The 16,321-nt window shown below is 61.9% G+C and carries 17 protein-coding genes and 1 pseudogene; 15 read left to right on the top strand and 3 right to left on the bottom strand.

The features are described from left to right. Positions 1 to 2 precede the first annotated feature (2 nt). The 14 genes and pseudogenes from rplR (at position 3) to G5V57_RS29375 (ending at position 10,301) form a co-directional block, all read left to right on the top strand. Positions 3 to 365 carry a 50S ribosomal protein L18 gene (gene rplR, locus G5V57_RS29435; RefSeq protein ID WP_165172052.1) on the top strand — a complete coding sequence of 121 codons (363 nt, stop codon included), beginning with the start codon at positions 3 to 5 and terminating at the stop codon, positions 363 to 365. Positions 366 to 389: 24 nt separating this feature from the next. Further along, entirely contained in the window at positions 390 to 953 is a 564-nt protein-coding gene (rpsE, locus tag G5V57_RS29430) for a 30S ribosomal protein S5 (RefSeq protein WP_165172050.1), read from the top strand. Between the two features lie 12 nt (positions 954 to 965). Next, positions 966 to 1,160 (top strand): 50S ribosomal protein L30, encoded by a 195-nt coding sequence (gene rpmD / locus G5V57_RS29425; RefSeq protein ID WP_165172048.1) that lies wholly within the window; start codon positions 966 to 968, stop codon positions 1,158 to 1,160. Positions 1,161 to 1,172: 12 nt separating this feature from the next. Beyond that, positions 1,173 to 1,635: pseudogene (gene rplO, locus G5V57_RS34660) on the top strand (50S ribosomal protein L15); the annotation flags it as partial. Next, positions 1,621 to 1,758 carry a hypothetical protein gene (locus G5V57_RS34655; RefSeq protein ID WP_246737774.1) on the top strand — a complete coding sequence of 46 codons (138 nt, stop codon included), beginning with the start codon at positions 1,621 to 1,623 and terminating at the stop codon, positions 1,756 to 1,758. The pseudogene rplO and the gene G5V57_RS34655, both read left to right, overlap by 15 nt. 61 nt (positions 1,759 to 1,819) lie before the next feature. Beyond that, positions 1,820 to 3,151 carry a preprotein translocase subunit SecY gene (gene secY / locus G5V57_RS29415; RefSeq protein WP_165172044.1) on the top strand — a complete coding sequence of 444 codons (1,332 nt, stop codon included), beginning with the start codon at positions 1,820 to 1,822 and terminating at the stop codon, positions 3,149 to 3,151. Then, positions 3,148 to 3,798 carry an adenylate kinase gene (locus G5V57_RS29410; RefSeq protein ID WP_165172042.1) on the top strand — a complete coding sequence of 217 codons (651 nt, stop codon included), beginning with the start codon at positions 3,148 to 3,150 and terminating at the stop codon, positions 3,796 to 3,798. The genes secY and G5V57_RS29410 overlap by 4 nt, the downstream gene beginning before the upstream one ends. A 199-nt stretch (positions 3,799 to 3,997) precedes the next feature. Then, the gene (gene rpsM, locus G5V57_RS29405) at positions 3,998 to 4,366 is read left to right on the top strand and encodes a 30S ribosomal protein S13 (RefSeq protein WP_165172040.1); all 369 of its coding nucleotides are present in this window, start codon (positions 3,998 to 4,000) and stop codon (positions 4,364 to 4,366) included. Positions 4,367 to 4,377: 11 nt separating this feature from the next. Further along, positions 4,378 to 4,767: a 30S ribosomal protein S11 gene (gene rpsK, locus G5V57_RS29400; protein WP_119268751.1), complete on the top strand. Its 390-nt coding sequence runs from the start codon at positions 4,378 to 4,380 to the stop codon at positions 4,765 to 4,767. Positions 4,768 to 4,865: 98 nt separating this feature from the next. Then, complete coding sequence (locus G5V57_RS29395; RefSeq protein ID WP_165172038.1) at positions 4,866 to 5,888, top strand: DNA-directed RNA polymerase subunit alpha; 1,023 nt, start codon at positions 4,866 to 4,868, stop codon at positions 5,886 to 5,888. Between the two features lie 20 nt (positions 5,889 to 5,908). Then, positions 5,909 to 6,340, top strand: coding sequence for a 50S ribosomal protein L17 (gene rplQ, locus G5V57_RS29390; protein ID WP_165172036.1), 432 nt, complete (start codon positions 5,909 to 5,911; stop codon positions 6,338 to 6,340). Positions 6,341 to 6,895: 555 nt separating this feature from the next. Continuing rightward, positions 6,896 to 7,327 (top strand): Lrp/AsnC family transcriptional regulator, encoded by a 432-nt coding sequence (locus G5V57_RS29385; RefSeq protein WP_165174321.1) that lies wholly within the window; start codon positions 6,896 to 6,898, stop codon positions 7,325 to 7,327. A gap of 9 nt (positions 7,328 to 7,336) precedes the next feature. After that, positions 7,337 to 8,737, top strand: a complete 1,401-nt coding sequence (locus G5V57_RS29380) for a DegQ family serine endoprotease (RefSeq protein ID WP_165172034.1) — start codon at positions 7,337 to 7,339, stop codon at positions 8,735 to 8,737. A gap of 250 nt (positions 8,738 to 8,987) precedes the next feature. Then, positions 8,988 to 10,301, top strand: a complete 1,314-nt coding sequence (locus tag G5V57_RS29375; protein ID WP_165172032.1) for a replication-associated recombination protein A — start codon at positions 8,988 to 8,990, stop codon at positions 10,299 to 10,301. Between the two features lie 114 nt (positions 10,302 to 10,415). Here the strand turns inward: G5V57_RS29375 and G5V57_RS29370 are convergent, their stop codons facing one another. Beyond that, on the bottom strand, positions 10,416 to 10,994 hold the full coding sequence (locus G5V57_RS29370) for a TetR/AcrR family transcriptional regulator (RefSeq protein ID WP_165172030.1): 579 nt from the start codon (positions 10,992 to 10,994) through the stop codon (positions 10,416 to 10,418). 115 nt (positions 10,995 to 11,109) lie between these two features. Between G5V57_RS29370 and G5V57_RS29365 the strand changes: the two genes are divergently transcribed. Next, positions 11,110 to 11,841, top strand: a complete 732-nt coding sequence (locus tag G5V57_RS29365; protein WP_165172028.1) for an MBL fold metallo-hydrolase — start codon at positions 11,110 to 11,112, stop codon at positions 11,839 to 11,841. A gap of 69 nt (positions 11,842 to 11,910) precedes the next feature. Here G5V57_RS29365 and G5V57_RS29360 read toward each other — a convergent pair whose 3' ends face one another. Both G5V57_RS29360 and uvrA read right to left on the bottom strand, forming a co-directional pair. Next, positions 11,911 to 12,645, bottom strand: coding sequence for an SDR family NAD(P)-dependent oxidoreductase (locus G5V57_RS29360; protein WP_165172026.1), 735 nt, complete (start codon positions 12,643 to 12,645; stop codon positions 11,911 to 11,913). Positions 12,646 to 13,120: 475 nt separating this feature from the next. Then, positions 13,121 to 16,048 carry an excinuclease ABC subunit UvrA gene (gene uvrA / locus G5V57_RS29355; RefSeq protein WP_165172024.1) on the bottom strand — a complete coding sequence of 976 codons (2,928 nt, stop codon included), beginning with the start codon at positions 16,046 to 16,048 and terminating at the stop codon, positions 13,121 to 13,123. Positions 16,049 to 16,321: the final 273 nt, after the last annotated feature.

The raw sequence follows: 16,321 nt of genomic DNA, 5'->3' as shown, positions 1-16,321 counted from the left end.
TTATGTCGACCAAGCTCGTAAAAATGAATTTCCGGCGTTCGCGCGTGCGCAAGGCGCTCAACGCGGCCGGCAAACTGCGTCCGCGCCTTTCGGTGTTTCGCTCGTCGAAGAACATCTACGCCCAGGTCATCGACGACCAGCGCGGCGTGACGGTCGCGGCGGCATCGACCCTGGAAGAAGGCTTCAAGAAGGGCGGCAAGACCGGTGCCGACAAGGCTGCGGCAACGGCGATCGGCAAGCTCGTCGCCGAGCGTGCGGTCAAGGCCGGCATCGACAGCGTCGTCTTCGATCGCGGTGCCTATCTCTATCATGGTCGCGTCAAGGCGCTGGCCGATGCGGCTCGCGAAGGCGGCCTCAAGTTCTAATTCGTTTCGAGGAAGGCAAGGATCATGGCACCAAGGGAACATGGCGGAGATCGCGGCAGGGATCGCGAAGAACGCGATTCCGAGTTTCTTGACAAACTCGTGCACATCAACCGCGTCGCCAAGGTGGTGAAGGGCGGTAAGCGCTTCGGTTTCGCCGCCCTCGTCGTCGTCGGCGACCAGAAGGGCCGCGTCGGTTTCGGCCACGGCAAAGCGCGCGAAGTTCCGGAAGCGGTGCGCAAGGCGACCGAAAGCGCCAAGCGCGGGCTCGTCCGCGTGCCGCTGCGCGAAGGCCGCACGCTGCATCACGACGTTGACGGTCGCTGGGGCGCAGGCAAGGTCGTGCTGCGTTCGGCGCCTCCGGGAACCGGCATCATCGCCGGCGGTCCGATGCGCGCCGTCTTCGAGTCGCTGGGCATGCAGGACGTCGTCGCCAAGTCGAAGGGCTCCTCGAACCCGTACAACATGGTCCGCGCCACCTTCGACGCGCTGAAGAAGCAGGCGAGCCCGCGCGCCGTCGCGGCCCGCCGCGGCAAGAAGGTCAGCGATATTCTTTCCCGCCGCCGCGATATCGATGCGACGGCAGAGTAATCAGGTGTGACCATGGCGAAAGAGAAGACCAACAAGACCGTGACGGTCGAACAGATCTACAGCCCGGCACGGCGTCCCGCCGACCAGCGCGCTACGCTGATCGGCCTCGGCCTCAACAAGCGCCACAAGCGCAGCACTCTGCAGGATACGCCCGCGGTTCGCGGCATGATCGCCAAGGTCCAGCACCTTGTGCGCGTCGTCGAGTAAGGAATAGATGCGATGAGACTCAATCAGATTTCCGACAATGAAGGCGCTCGGCGTCCGCGTAAGCGGCTCGGCCGCGGTATCGGTTCGGGCCTCGGCAAAACGGCGGGTCGCGGCGGCAAGGGCCAGACGGCCCGTTCCGGCGGCGCCAAGGCGGGCTTCGAAGGCGGCCAGATGCCGATCTATCGGCGTCTTCCGAAGCGCGGCTTCAACGTTCCGTTCCCGGTCGAGTATAACGAGATCAATCTCGGCCGGATCCAGCAGGCGGTCGATGCCAAGAAGCTCGACGTATCCGCTCCGGTGACGCTCGATGCTCTCGTCAAGGCCGGCGTCATCACCAAGGCGCGTGCGGGTCTGCGCCTGCTCGCCTCGGGAGAGTTCAAGGCAAAGCTCGCCTTTGAGGTGGATCATGCCTCCAAGGGCGCAATAGCCGCGGTCGAAAGAGGCCGGCGGCAGCGTCAAGGTGCTGAAGGCTGCGAAGCCCGAGGGCGAGCCGGTCAAGGCGGAAGCCAAGGCGAAAGCCGCCAAGCCTGCCGCCAAGTCGGAAGAGAAGCCGGCGGCCAAGGCGAAGAAAGAAGAGAAGCCGGTAAAGTCGAAGTGAGTTGCGGGCGCCGGCCCGGCACCCCATCTAGGGGATTTGGGTCGGGTCCTGAGGGAAGCACATGGCATCGGCAGCTGAACAACTTGCAGCCAACATAAATTTCTCGGCCCTGGCCAAGGCCGAGGATCTCAAGAAGCGTATCTGGTTCACGCTCGGCGCCCTCATCATCTACCGGCTCGGCACCTATATCCCTATGCCGGGGGTCGATACGATCGAGCTCGCCCGCTTCGCGGCGCACAACTCCACAGGCATTCTGGGCTGGGTCAACGGGCTCGCGGGCGGCGCCCTCGGGCGCATGGCGATCTTCGCCCTCAACATCATGCCGTATATTTCGGCATCGATCATCATACAGCTGCTGACCACCGTCTCGCCGCATCTTGAGCAACTCAAGAAGGAAGGCGAGTCGGGCCGCAAGAAGATCAATCAGTATACCCGCTATGGCACGGTGGTCATCGCCGCGCTGCAGGCCTACGGCATCGCCGTGGGTCTCGAGGGGCAGGGGAGCATCGTGCTCGATCCGGGCCTCTTCTTCAGGGCCAGCACGGTCATTACGCTGACCGGCGGCACCGTCTTCCTGATGTGGCTTGGCGAGCAAATTACTGCGCGCGGAATCGGCAACGGCACCTCGCTCATCATCTTCTCGGGCATCGTCGCCGGCCTCCCGACGGGTCTCGCAGCACTCCTCGAGCTCGGTCGCACCGGCCAGATGTCGACGTTCCTCATCCTCGGCATCTTCATCATCGCGCTCGCCGTCATCGCCTTCATCGTCTTCGTCGAGCGGGCCCAGCGCCGGCTGCTGATCCAGTATCCGAAGCGCCAGGTCGGTATGAAGGTCACGCAGGGCGACAGTTCGCACCTGCCGCTCAAGCTCAACACGTCGGGCGTCATCCCGCCGATCTTCGCGTCCTCGCTGCTCCTGCTGCCGATCACGGTCGCCAATTTCACCCAGGGCCAGGGGCCGGATTGGCTCAACCGCATTACGGCTCTTCTGGGCCATGGACAGCCGCTCTTTCTCACCTTCTACGCGCTGCTGATCGTCTTCTTCGCGTTCTTCTATACGTCGATCATGTTCAACCCGAAGGACACGGCCGACAATCTGAAGAAGTATGGCGGCTTCATTCCGGGAATCCGCCCGGGCGAGCGCACCGCGGAATATATCGACTATGTGCTGACCCGCATAACCGTGCTCGGCGCCCTTTATCTTGCGATCGTCTGCTTGCTGCCGGAGTTCCTCATCGGTTATGCCGCCATGCCGTTCTATTTCGGCGGCACGTCGCTCCTCATCGTAGTGAGCGTGACCATGGATACGGTGGCGCAGGTTCAGGGCCATCTGCTTGCCCAGCAGTATGAAGGCTTGGTCAAGAAGGCGAAGCTTCGGGGAGCGCGCCGTTGAATCTGATCCTGCTCGGACCGCCTGGCGCCGGCAAAGGCACTCAGGCGAAGCTGCTCGAAGACAAGAAGGGCTACAAGCAGCTCTCCACCGGCGACATGCTCAGGGGCGCGGTTGCCGCCGGCACCGAAATGGGCCGCAAGGCCAAAGAGGTGATGGACAAGGGACAACTCGTCTCCGACGACATCGTCATCTCCATCATCTCGGAGCGACTGGACCAGCCTGATGTCAAGAAGGGCTTTATCCTGGACGGCTTCCCGCGCAATACGGCACAGGCCGAAGCGCTCGACCGGATGCTCGGGGAGAAGGGGCACAAGCTCGACGCCGTCATCGAAATGGAAGTCGATGACGAGGAACTCGTGAGGCGCATAGCTGGTCGCTATACCTGCGCCAAGTGCGGCAAGGGCTATCACGACGAGTTCGAGAAGCCGAAGAAGCCCGGCGTTTGCGACGTCTGCGGATCGACGGAGTTCGCGCGGCGCGCCGACGACAATGAGAAGACGGTCAGGGACCGTCTGGTAGTTTATAACAAGCAGACTGCTCCGCTGGTCGATTATTACGGCCGGACGGGGGTGCTGCATACGGTAAACGGTATGGCGGAGATCACGGAAGTGACCCGCCAGATCGAGGATGTGCTGGGACAGGCATGACGGTCGGGTGTGGCATCTAAGCGGTTGACGCAACTGCGATTCAGCCTTAGATACACCCCGTTATGACCGACATGAAGGCTGGCTTCAGGAGGGGAAACCTCCGGAGGCACGGCCTTGTGCCATTTAGGCGCCGGCACCGCGTTTGAGTATTGACGGAGACTATGGGCGTAAGCCCTTGTAAGGCTTAGGAGAAAATAAAGTGGCCCGCATCGCAGGCGTTAACATTCCGACCAATAAGCGCGTTGAAATCGCCCTTCGCTATATCCATGGCATCGGCCCGGTCAATGCGAAGGTGATCTGCAAGCAAGTCAGCATCCCGACGTCCAAGCGCGTCAATGAGCTGTCTGACGCCGAAGTGCTGCAGATTCGCGAAATCATCGACCGCGACTATGTGGTCGAGGGCGACCTCCGCCGCGAGGTCTCGATGAACATCAAGCGTCTGATGGATCTCGGCACCTATCGGGGCCTGCGTCATCGCAAAAGCCTGCCGGTCCGCGGCCAGCGCACCCACACCAATGCCCGCACGCGCAAAGGCCCGGCCAAGGCCATCGCCGGCAAGAAGAAGTAAGAGAGAGCCCCATGTCGAAAGAGCCCGTCCGTCCGCGCCGCAAAGAGCGCAAGAACATCACTTCTGGCGTCGTGCATGTGAATGCGTCGTTCAACAATACGATGATCACCATCACCGACGTCCAGGGCAATACCATTTCCTGGGCCTCGGCAGGCAAGCTCGGCTTCAAGGGCTCGCGCAAGTCGACGCCATATGCCGCTCAGGTCGCGGCCGAGCAGGCCGGCAAGTCGGCCATGGAACACGGCATGAAGACCGTGGAAGTGGAAGTCAGCGGACCGGGGTCGGGCCGTGAATCGGCGCTGAGAGCTCTGCAGTCCTGCGGACTTCAGGTCACCGCGATCCGTGACGTGACGCCGATCCCGCACAACGGGTGCCGTCCGCCGAAGCGTCGTCGCGTCTGACGAGATTTTCCGGAAGCGGCGTGCCCGCTTCCCTAGCACAGTGAATAGTGACCTGAGCGCCGGCCCGCCGGCAGCAAGGTTCTGAACAGGATGACACCATGCATGTGAATCAGAAGAACTGGCAGGAACTCATCCGTCCGAGCAAGCTCGAAGTCTCGGCCGGGCGTGACCGCAAGCGCGTGGCGACACTCGTCGCCGAGCCGCTCGAGCGCGGCTTCGGCACGACACTCGGCAATGCGCTGCGCCGCGTCCTTCTTTCCTCGCTGCAGGGTGCGGCGGTGAGCTCGGTGCAGATCGACGGTGTCCTGCATGAATTTTCCTCGATCGCGGGGGTGCGCGAGGACGTCACCGATATCGTCATCAATATCAAGGAAATCGCGCTCGCCATGCATGCGGAGGGCCCGAAGCGGCTCGTCCTGCGCAAGGAGGGCCCGGGCGTGGTCAAGGCCGGCGATATCCAGCAGACCGCCGATGTGCAGATTCTCAATCCGGACCATGTCATCTGCACGCTCGACGAGGGTGCCGAAGTGCGCATGGAGTTCACCATCAACAACGGCAAGGGTTATGTGCCCTCCGAGCGCAACCGTCCCGAGGACGCGCCGATTGGCCTGATCCCGGTCGACAGCATCTACAGCCCGGTCCGCCGCGTGTCGTACAAGATCGAGAACACCCGCGAAGGCCAGATCCTCGATTATGACAAGCTGATCATGACGGTCGAGACCAACGGCTCGATGAGCCCCGAGGACGCGGTCGCCTATGCGGCGCGCATCCTGCAGGACCAGCTGTCGGTCTTCATCAATTTCGACGAGCCGTCGAAGGTCGTTCACGAGGACACCCGTCCGGAGCTGGAATTCAACGCCGCCCTTCTCAAGAAGGTCGACGAGCTCGAGCTCTCGGTGCGCTCCGCCAACTGCCTGAAGAACGACAACATCGTCTATATCGGCGACCTCATCCAGAAGAGCGAGGCGGAGATGCTCCGTACCCCGAACTTCGGGCGCAAGTCGCTCAACGAGATCAAGGAAGTGCTCGCGCAGATGGGGCTCCATCTCGGCATGGAAGTGCCGAACTGGCCGCCCGAGAACATCGACGAGCTCGCCAAGAAATACGAAACGCATTACTGAGAATTTGAGGAGACGTAATCATGCGTCACGGATTTGCCGGCCGCCGCTTCAACCGCTCGGCTTCACACAGGAAGTCGATGCTCGCCAATCTGGCGGCATCGCTGATCAAGCATGAGCAGATCGTCACCACGCTGCCCAAGGCCAAGGACCTGCGTCCGGTGGTCGAGAAGCTGGTGACACTCGGCAAGAAGGGCGATCTCGCGGCGCGCCGCCAGGCCATCGCTCAGATCGGCGACGAGGCCCAGGTCAAGAAGCTCTTCGACGTGCTGGCCAAGCGCTATGCCGAACGCAAGGGCGGCTATACGCGGGTGCTCAAGGCCGGCTTCCGCTATGGCGACTCGGCGCCACGTGCCGTGATCGAATTCGTCGATCGCGACGTCAATGCCAAGGGCCTCGATTCGGGTCCGACCATGAAGACGGGCGAAGAAGCGAGCGAAAGCGCCGCCGCCTGATCGACGGCACGTTACCGGAATGAATCAAGCGGGCCTTCGGGGCCCGCTTTTTTGTTGCAACCATCTGGGAAGGGTCACGAATGCCGATGCTAGTGTGCTGAACGCGAAGTTCCTGATATCAGGCGGCTCGCACCGACAGGAACTTCGCGTTCAAAAGCACACTAGAAATATTAGATTTTCTAGTGTCCTTCCGAATCCGAAGTTCGCTCGGAAGGTCACGCTGGCTGTGGCGAACTTCGGATTCGGGACACTAGATCACGATGAGTTGGATTGAAGCAATCCAAACTCATAAACGTGATCGATTCTTATATGTTGGCGCGGGATTCTTACGAAATATCGCTTGAGAGAGGGCCAAGAATCGAAAAGCGGACCAGCGGCCCGCTTTTCTCGCTTTTGCGCCATCACCGCCTTTATGGGCGGATCGCCCGGGCAGCGTGTTGCAAAACCTGGCCCATATGTCCTTCACGGTTGCGCCGGAACGCAGACGGCGTTATGCAGCCAAATGCCGGTTTTATCGTCGATTTGATCAGTTTCCCGGCAAGGTGACGGCACGTGATGTTTACCCAGAAGGACGAGGATCTCCTCGCTTTATTGCGCGTTAATGCGCGGGAGCCCGTGGCCTCTCTGGCCCGGAAGCTCAAACTTTCCCGAACGACAGTTCAGGACCGGATCCCGCGCCTCGAGGAGCAAGGCGTCATTGCCGGCTATGCCGTCCGGCTCGCCAGCGCGGTCGACAAGAGCGGCATTCGCGCTTATGTGACTATTGCGGTTGAGCCGCGCCGGCAGGTTGATGTCGGGCGGGCCCTGAGCAAGCTGCCGCAGATCGAATCCCTGCATACCGTGGCGGGCAAGTTCGATCTCGTGGCCTTGGCGCGTACCGCGACCGCCGAGGACATGGATCGCATGCTCGACGGTGTCGGTCTAATTCCCGGCGTAACGCGGACAGAATCTGCCATTATCCTGTCGACCAAAGTCGATCGGCGTTAGGACTTGAGAATGAAGTCGAAATTTCTTTTTGCTGCTGGCCTCATCCTTGCGAGCCTCGCGGCGCTGCCGGCGGGCGGCGCGCAGACGGTTCCGCAGTCGCGCAGCCAAATCCAGTTGTCCTTCGCCCCCGTCGTCAAGGAGACCTCGCCGGCGGTCGTCAACGTCTATGCCCGCCGTCTCGTCTCGCAACGCGACCAAGGGCTCTTCGCCGATCCGTTCTTCCGCCGGTTCTTCGGTGGCGAAGGGGCCTCCGGGGCGCCGCGCGAACGGGTGCAGAACTCGCTGGGTTCGGGTGTCATCGTCGATGGCAAGGGCCTTATCGTCACCAACAACCACGTCATCCTGGGCGGCAGCGACATCCGCGTCGTACTGGCCGACCGGCGCGAATTTGAAGCCAAGCTCCTGGTCGCCGACGAGCGCACCGATCTCGCGGTCTTGAAGATCGACCCCCAGGACGAGGAACTGCCGGCGCTCACCATGGGCGATTCCGACAATCTCGAAGTGGGCGATCTCGTGCTCGCCATAGGCAATCCCTTCGGCGTCGGCCAGACGGTGACGAGCGGCATCGTCTCGGCGCTGGCGCGCACCCAGGTCGGCATCACCGACTATCAGTTCTTCATCCAGACGGATGCCGCGATCAATCCGGGCAATTCCGGCGGCGCGCTCATCGATCTCAAAGGCAATCTCGTCGGCATCAACACGGCGATCTTCTCGCGCTCGGGCGGCTCGATCGGCATCGGCTTCGCCATCCCCGCCAATATGGTCAAGACCGTGGTGCAGTCGGCCGAGACGGGTGGGCGCATCCAGCGCCCGTGGATCGGCGCCGAGACGCAGGATGTGACGGCGGAGATCGCCGACTCTCTGGGCTTTGCCCGGCCGGAAGGTGCCCTGATCGCCGGGCTTCACCCGAAAAGCCCGCTCGCCGTCGCCGGCCTCAAGCGCGGCGATGTCATCCTGGGCATCGACGGCAAGCCGGTCGAGAACGCCAAGGAACTGACCTACCGGGTCGCAACCGCGCAGATCGGCTCCTCGGCGATCGTCGAGTATCAGCGCGGCAGCGAAAGGCGCGAGACGCGCATCGAGCTCATCGCCGCGCCCGAAACCACCGCGCGCGACGAAACTCTGTTGGGAGGCAATACGCCTTTCACCGGACTTGTTGTCGCCAACCTGTCTCCGGCGGTCGCCGACGAGCTGGGCCTGCCGTCCGGCTCGACGGGAGTCGTCGCGTCCGACGTCAGGGGCGGACCGGCGAAGCGCATCTTCCGCAAAGGCGATGTCATCCTGGAAGTGAACGGGGTGATCATCGACAACGTCGACACGCTGAATTCGGCGGTGAAGACCGGCGACGGTTTCTGGCAATTCGCGGTCAATCGTGGCGGCCGCGTCATTCGTATGCAGCTCGGCGGCTAGCGCGGGATGCGAAAAAGTGGGCACCGGTTTTTCGCAAGAATCCCGCGCCAACATATGGAAATCGATCACGTTAATGAGTTTGGATTGATTCAATCCAAACTCATCGTGATCTAGAGCGCTTCCCGCGAAAGTTGCTCGACTTTCGCGACAAGGAAGCGCTCCAGGTATATTTAATCGAGCCTCTTTATCCCGTTTTGATCGAATCCATTGATTCGATCAAAACGGGAAAGGCTCTAAACGACGGATCGGGATGGCCAATCTCTTCCAGGCGGCCGGATTGGACAAGGAAGCGCCGCGGCCGCTGGCCGATCGCCTCAGGCCGCAGAAGCTCGCCGATGTGGTGGGCCAGGAGCATATTACCGGTCCTGACGGCGTCCTCACCCGCATGATCGCCGCGGGCAGGGTGCCTTCAGTCATCTTCTGGGGGCCGCCCGGCACCGGCAAGACGACGATCGCGCGGCTGCTCGCTGGCGCCACCGGCCTCGTCTTCGAGCAGATGTCGGCGATCTTCTCAGGTGTCGCCGATCTGAAAAAGGCCTTCGATATGGCGCGGTCCCGGCGCGACCAGGGCAAGGGCACGCTACTCTTCGTCGACGAAATCCATCGCTTCAACCGATCACAGCAGGACAGCTTCCTGCCCGTGATGGAAGACGGCACGATCACTCTGGTTGGCGCGACGACGGAGAATCCCTCTTTCGAATTGAACGGCGCGCTGTTGTCGCGCGCGCAGGTGCTGGTACTCAACCGGCTCGATGCGGAAGCGCTCGAGAAACTCATTTCGCGTGCCGAGCTGCATGAAAAGCGGGCGCTGCCGCTCGATGCGGAGGCGCGCCAGGTGCTGGCCGGGCTTGCCGATGGCGATGGCCGCTATCTGCTCAATCTGGTCGAGGACATCTTCGCGACCGTGCCGGAGGGCGGCGGTGCGCTCGATGCGGCGAGGCTCGCCGAAGTCATACAGAAACGGGTGCCGCTTTATGACAAGTCGCAGGACGGCCATTACAATCTGATCTCGGCGCTGCATAAGACGGTGCGCGGCTCCGATCCCGACGCGGCGCTCTATTATCTCGCCCGCATGCTCACCGCCGGCGAAGATCCGCTCTACATCACGCGCCGCATGGTGCGCATGGCGGTCGAGGATATCGGTCTCGCCGATCCGCAGGCGCTGCAGCAGGCCCTCGCCGCGAAGGAGGCCTATGATTTCCTCGGCAGCCCGGAAGGCGAGCTCGCTCTGGCGCAGGCCATCATCTATCTCGCCACCGCGCCCAAATCCAATGCCGGCTATGTCGCCTACAAGGCTGCCATGAAGCGGGCCCGGGAGACGGGGTCGCTGTCGCCGCCCAAGATCATCCTGAATACGCCGACGAAGCTCATGAAGGAGCAGGAATATGGTGCCGGCTATCACTATGACCATGACGAGCCGGATGCTTTCTCGGGTCAAAACTATTTCCCCGAGCAGATGAAACGCGAGCGCTATTACGATCCGCCGGAGCGCGGCTTCGAGCGCGAGATCCGCAAGCGGCTCGACTACTGGAGCAAGCTCCGACGCGACCGCGGGGAGAGCTGACCCCGGTCAGGTAGCGCGGGATGCGAAAAAGTGGACACCGGTTTTTCGCAAGAATCCCGCGCTAACATATAAGAATCGATCACGTTTATGAGTTTGGATTGATTCAATCCAAACTCATCGTGATCTAGCAGCGGCGATGGCCTGGACCATCGTCGCGACAGCTTCGTCGCGCGGCAATTTGCTGTCCCGTGTCAACGTCCGCCAGGTGAAGAAGTCGAAAGCGAGGCCGAGCAGGGCGCGCTGCCGGGCATTCAGCCCTTGTCCCAGCACGTCTTGATAGACCGCCATGGGAGGCCCCATGCGCAGCTGGATGACCTCCTTTGTCAACGCATGATGTTCGGCATCGCGCAGCACGCAGCCGATCAGGCCGGCATTGCGCGCGTACCAGTCATAGAGGGCGCCAAGCCCGGCCTGGAGCCGTTGCCTGGGATCAGCCACGGACCGCCAAAGCTCCGCATCCGGCAAAGGATCGCGATCCGCGGCTAGGCCCGAGCAGGCCAGCAACAGATCCCGCTCCGTGGGAAAATGCGCATAGTAGGTGTGACGCTGAACGCCGGCACGTTCCGCCACCATGCTGATCGTGGTGAAAGCGGGGCCAACGCTGCCATGCAACTCGACCGCGGCTTCCACGATGCGTTGCCGGGTCTGGGCCTGCTGGTCGGCGCGGCGTTTAAGGGTGTAAGTTCGGTTCACGAGATTTTAATTGCACAGTAATGTGCGTCCAATATTGACGGAAGGCAAGAATTTCAGTACACACTATTGTACTTCTAAATCCCGTTCCTGTCGATCCCTGCCAATGGAGGATTTCATGGAAACAAGGATCAACGAGATCGCCGACGGCATTTACCGGCTCTCGACCTTCGTGCCGGATATCGCGCCTCCCGCCGGGTTCACCTTCAACCAGTTTCTCATCCTGGGCGAGGAACCTCTGCTCTTTCACACCGGCCTCAGGACCATGTTTCAGAGCGCTCGCAGCGCGGTCAGCCGGATCATCGCGCCAGCAGAGCTGCGCTGGATCGCCTTCGGACATTATGAAGCCGATGAATGTGGCGCGATGAACGAATGGCAGGCCATCGCGCCCAGAGCCCAGGTGGCGCATGGCCGGACCGGTTGCTACGTCTCTCTCAACGACATGTCGGACCGCCCGCCGCGTGTCCTCGAGCATGAAGAAGTGATCGGGCTGGGGAAGGGCAAAAGCGTGCGCTATCTCGATACGCCGCATATCCCGCATGGGTGGGACGCGGGCGTTCTCTATGAGGAAAGGAGCGGCACCTTGCTGTGCGGCGATCTCTTCACCCAGATCGGAGACGGCGCGCCGCTGACGGAGAGCGACATCGTCGGACCCGCCATCGCCGCCGAAGACATGTTCCGCTTTTCCAGCCTCAATCCCGGCATGGGCAAGACGATCCGCCGGCTGGCAGAGCTTGCACCGAAGACGCTGGCGTTGATGCACGGACCGTCATTTACCGGTGACGGGGCGCAGGCGCTGACGGCCTTGGCCGATGACTATGACCGCCGGATCCGTCTGGCCTTGAGCTAGAGCGCTTCCCGCGAAAGTTGTTCGACTTTCGCGACAAGGAAGCGCTCAAAAAAACGTAAGGAGGCGCGGTTACCAGGGGATCGCCTGGCCGTCGCGGAAGAAGCCGCCGGTCGGCCCGTCAGGCGGCAGCGTCGCCGCCCAGACGATGCCGGCCGCACCTTCCGCCACATCGCGTGTAGCACCTGGGCCGCCCATATTCGTCTTGACCCAGCCCGGGCAGACCGAGTTGACCAATATGCCGCGCGGCCTCAGCTCATAGGCAAGCGTGCGGGTGAACACATTGATGCCTGCCTTGGAGGCGCGATAGCCGTAATAGCCGGGTCCCATTTCGCCGAGCGAAGCCATGCTGGACGAAACGTTGACGATACGGGCGCCGCGCGCCAGGTGCGGCGCCAGCGCCCGGGTGACGCTCCAGGTGCCGATCATGTTGATTGCGATCGTGTCGGTGACGTTCTTCTCCGCACTTCTCAGAACGCTCGCCGTCGAGCCATATTCCGTCTGCGGATCACTGCCCTTGCCGGCCTCGTACATGACACCGGCGCAGTTGATCAGGACATCGATGGGTACGTCCTTTTTCTTCACCTCTTCTACGAGCGACTGGATCGACTGCGGATCCTGCATATCGAAGGCATGCGCGGTGACGAGACACCCGTCGGCGCGCAAGGACTGCGCCGCCTGCTCGAGACTAGGCGATGTGCGGCTGGCGATGAACAGGCGATAGCCGAGCCTTCCCATTTGTCGTGCGGTTTCAAAGCCTAGACCCCGCGAGCCGCCGGTGATCAAGGCGAGAGGCAAGTTGGACATGTAAAACGACATTCCTTCGGGAGTCAGACTTCTATTCAGCCAAGATGTTCCCGGTCAGGTGGCTGATACCCAGAATGGGTTCTACTCAAAAAGCGCTGAAAAGTTGCAAAGCTTTCCAAACAATTTTCTGTTAATTCGAAATGTATGATCAAATCAAGGAGTCTTGTCTCATTACACGAGTTTAATCTAGAGCATCGGACCGAAAAGTGCGAAGCGGTTTTCGGATAATCCGATGCGCAAATCAAAGAGTTAGAGCGCCGGCCCGATTCCATGTGAGCGTCCGGCGCTCTGGCGCCCAGGAAGGCCCGCCATGACAGATCCGTGTCAGGAGGAATTCGACCAATTGGTCAAAGTGACGTTACGATCAGCCCGGTCCTGGCCGTCGTCGCGCGTTAATCGCATCCCGCGCTAAGGCCATATCCGTTCCGTGCTGACCGTTCTCCTGGGCAGTAGCGTTTGCCGCAGGCCGGCGATCTCACTCCGCCGCTTCGGTCTTGGTCCGCGCCCGGCGCAGCACGTCCTTGAGGAACTGGCCGGTATAGGAGCGCTTCTCCCTCACGCAGTCTTCCGGCGTTCCGGCGAAGACGACCTCGCCACCGCCGTCGCCGCCTTCCGGACCCATGTCGATGATCCAGTCGGCCGTCTTGATCACCTCGAGATTGTGTTCGATGACGACCACCGTGTTGCCCTGTTCGACCAGCTCATGCAGCACTTCGAGGAGCTTGCGCACATCGTGGAAATGGAGCCCGGTGGTCGGCTCGTCGAGCAGATAGATGGTGCGTCCGGTGGCGCGCTTGGACAGTTCCTTGGCGAGCTTGACGCGCTGGGCCTCGCCGCCGGAGAGCGTCGTCGCCTGCTGGCCGATATGGATATAGCCGAGCCCCACGCGTTCCAGCGTCTCCATCTTGTCGCGCACCGACGGCACGGCGCGGAAAAACTCGGCACCCTCCGCCACCGTCATGTCGAGCACGTCGGCGATCGATTTGTCCTTGAATTTGATCTCCAGCGTCTCGCGGTTATAGCGCTTGCCGTGGCAGGCATCGCAGGTGACATAGACGTCGGGCAGGAAGTGCATCTCGATCTTGATGACGCCGTCGCCCTGGCAGGTCTCGCAACGCCCGCCCTTCACGTTGAAGGAGAAGCGCCCGGGCTCATAACCGCGCGCCTTGGCCTCAGGCAGGCCGGCGAACCAATCGCGGATCGGCGTGAAGGCGCCGGTATAGGTCGCCGGATTCGAGCGCGGCGTGCGACCGATCGGCGACTGGTCGATGTCGATGATCTTGTCGAGGAATTCGAGGCCCTCGATCCTGTCGTGCTCGAGCGGCTGCTCGCGCGTGCCCATCAGCTTGCGGGCGATGGCGCGGTAGATCGTGTCGATCAGCAAAGTCGATTTGCCACCGCCCGACACGCCGGTCACGCAGGTGAAGAGGCCGAGCGGGATTTCCGCCGTCACATCCTTGAGGTTGTTGGCACGAGCCCCCGTGACCTTGATGCGGCGGCCCTTTTCCGGCCGGCGGCGGCGTTGCGGCACGGGAACCTGCTGCAGGCCTACGAGATATTGCCCGGTGAGCGAGCGCGGATTGGCCATGATCTGGTCGGGGGACCCTTGCGCCACGATCTCGCCGCCATGGACGCCGGCGCCGGGGCCGATATCGACGACATAGTCGGCGAGCCTGATCGCATCCTCGTCATGCTCGACGACGATGACGGTGTTGCCGATGTCGCGCAGATGCACGAGGGTCTCGAGCAGGCGCGCATTGTCGCGCTGATGCAGGCCGATCGAAGGTTCGTCCAGCACATAGAGCACGCCGGTGAGGCCTGAGCCGATCTGCGAGGCGAGCCTGATGCGCTGACTCTCGCCGCCCGACAGCGAACCTGAGACGCGCGACAGATTGAGGTAGTCGAGGCCGACATCGACGAGGAAGCGCAGGCGGGCGCGGATTTCCTTCAGGATGCGTGCGGCGATCTCGCGGTCCTTCGGCTTGAGCTTGCCTTCGAGCTTCTCGAACCAGTCATTGGCGCCGTTGATCGACATGTCGGAGACCTGGCCGATATGCAGCTTGTCGATCTTGACGGCCAGCGCCTGCGGTTTCAGGCGATAGCCGCCGCAGGCATCGCACGGATGATCCGACTGGTACCGCGACAGCTCCTCGCGCATCCATTGCGAATCCGTCTCGCGCCAGCGCCGCTCGATATTGCCGATGACGCCCTCGAAGGTCTTCTTGGTCTTGTAGGTGCGAAGCCCGTCGTCATAGACGAAGGTGATCTCGTCCTCGCCGGTGCCGAAGAGAATGGCGTCGCGCGCCTTTTTCGGCAGATCCTTCCAGGCCGCGGTCATCGAGAATTTGTAAAACTTGGCGAGCGCCTCGAGCGTCTGGGTGTAGTAGGGCGAGGTGTTGCCGGTCTTGGCCCAGGGCAGGATCGCCCCGTCGCGCAGGGACAGCGTCGCATCGGGCACGACGAGCTCGGGCTCGAAGCGCAGCTCGGTGCCGAGGCCGTCGCATTTGGGACAGGCGCCGAAAGGATTGTTGAAGGAGAACAGGCGCGGCTCGATCTCCTCGATGGTGAAGCCCGATACGGGACAGGCGAATTTCTCCGAGAAGAGAATGCGCTCATGCGTCTCGTTCTTCGACTTGTTGGCGCTTTCCTCCGAGGTGCGCGACGGCGGCAGCGGCTTATCGGCATATTCGGCGACGGCGAGGCCTTCGGCGAGCTTGAGCGCCGTCTCGAAGCTGTCGGCGAGGCGGTTGCCGAGATCGGGCTTTACCACGATGCGGTCGACGACCACGTCGATATCGTGCTTGAATTTCTTGTCGAGGGCGGGGACAGCCTCGATTTCATGGAACTTGCCGTCGACCTTGACGCGCTGGAAACCCTTTTTCTGGAGCTCGGCCAGCTCCTTCCTGTATTCGCCCTTGCGGCCGCGCACGATCGGCGCCAGCAGATAGAGGCGGGTGCCCTCGGGGAGTTCCATTACCCGGTCGACCATCTGGGTGACCGTCTGGCTCTCGATGGGAAGGCCGGTGGCGGGCGAATAGGCAACGCCGACGCGGGCGAAGAGAAGCCGCATATAGTCGTAGATCTCGGTGACGGTACCCACCGTCGAGCGCGGATTGCGGCTGGTCGTCTTCTGCTCGATGGAGATGGCGGGCGAGAGGCCGTCGATCTGGTCGACATCGGGCTTCTGCATCATCTCGAGGAACTGGCGCGCATAGGCCGAGAGGGACTCGACATAGCGGCGCTGGCCCTCGGCATAGATCGTGTCGAAGGCGAGGGAGGACTTGCCGGATCCCGACAGGCCCGTGAAGACGATGAGCTTGTCGCGCGGCAGCTCGAGCGAGACGTTCTTCAGATTGTGCTCGCGTGCACCCTGTATCGAGAGGACTTTCTTGTGATCGGCCATGGCGGTTGACTAGACCAAATAGAGAACGCGGGCAAGCTCGATGAAGCGCCCGAAAGCGCCATGCTGCCCTCTTGAAGCGCCAGAACATGTCAGCAGCTTGACCGTTGCCCACATGGGTAGAAATACCGCTGTCCACAAGGGCAGAAATAGTGTCCATGGCGCCCACAGGAAAAGCGGATACCGGTTTTCCGTCCGATGACGCGCTGAACTTTAGATTTCGATCACGCCTATCACTTCGGGTCGAGCTGACCTCAGGTGATCGTGATCCAGGAG

It is taken from the genome of Nordella sp. HKS 07, from assembly GCF_011046735.1.
Classification (GTDB): domain Bacteria; phylum Pseudomonadota; class Alphaproteobacteria; order Rhizobiales; family Aestuariivirgaceae; genus Taklimakanibacter.
Note: the sequence above shows the minus strand (reverse complement) of the source record. Positions and strands in the feature narration are given on the sequence as shown.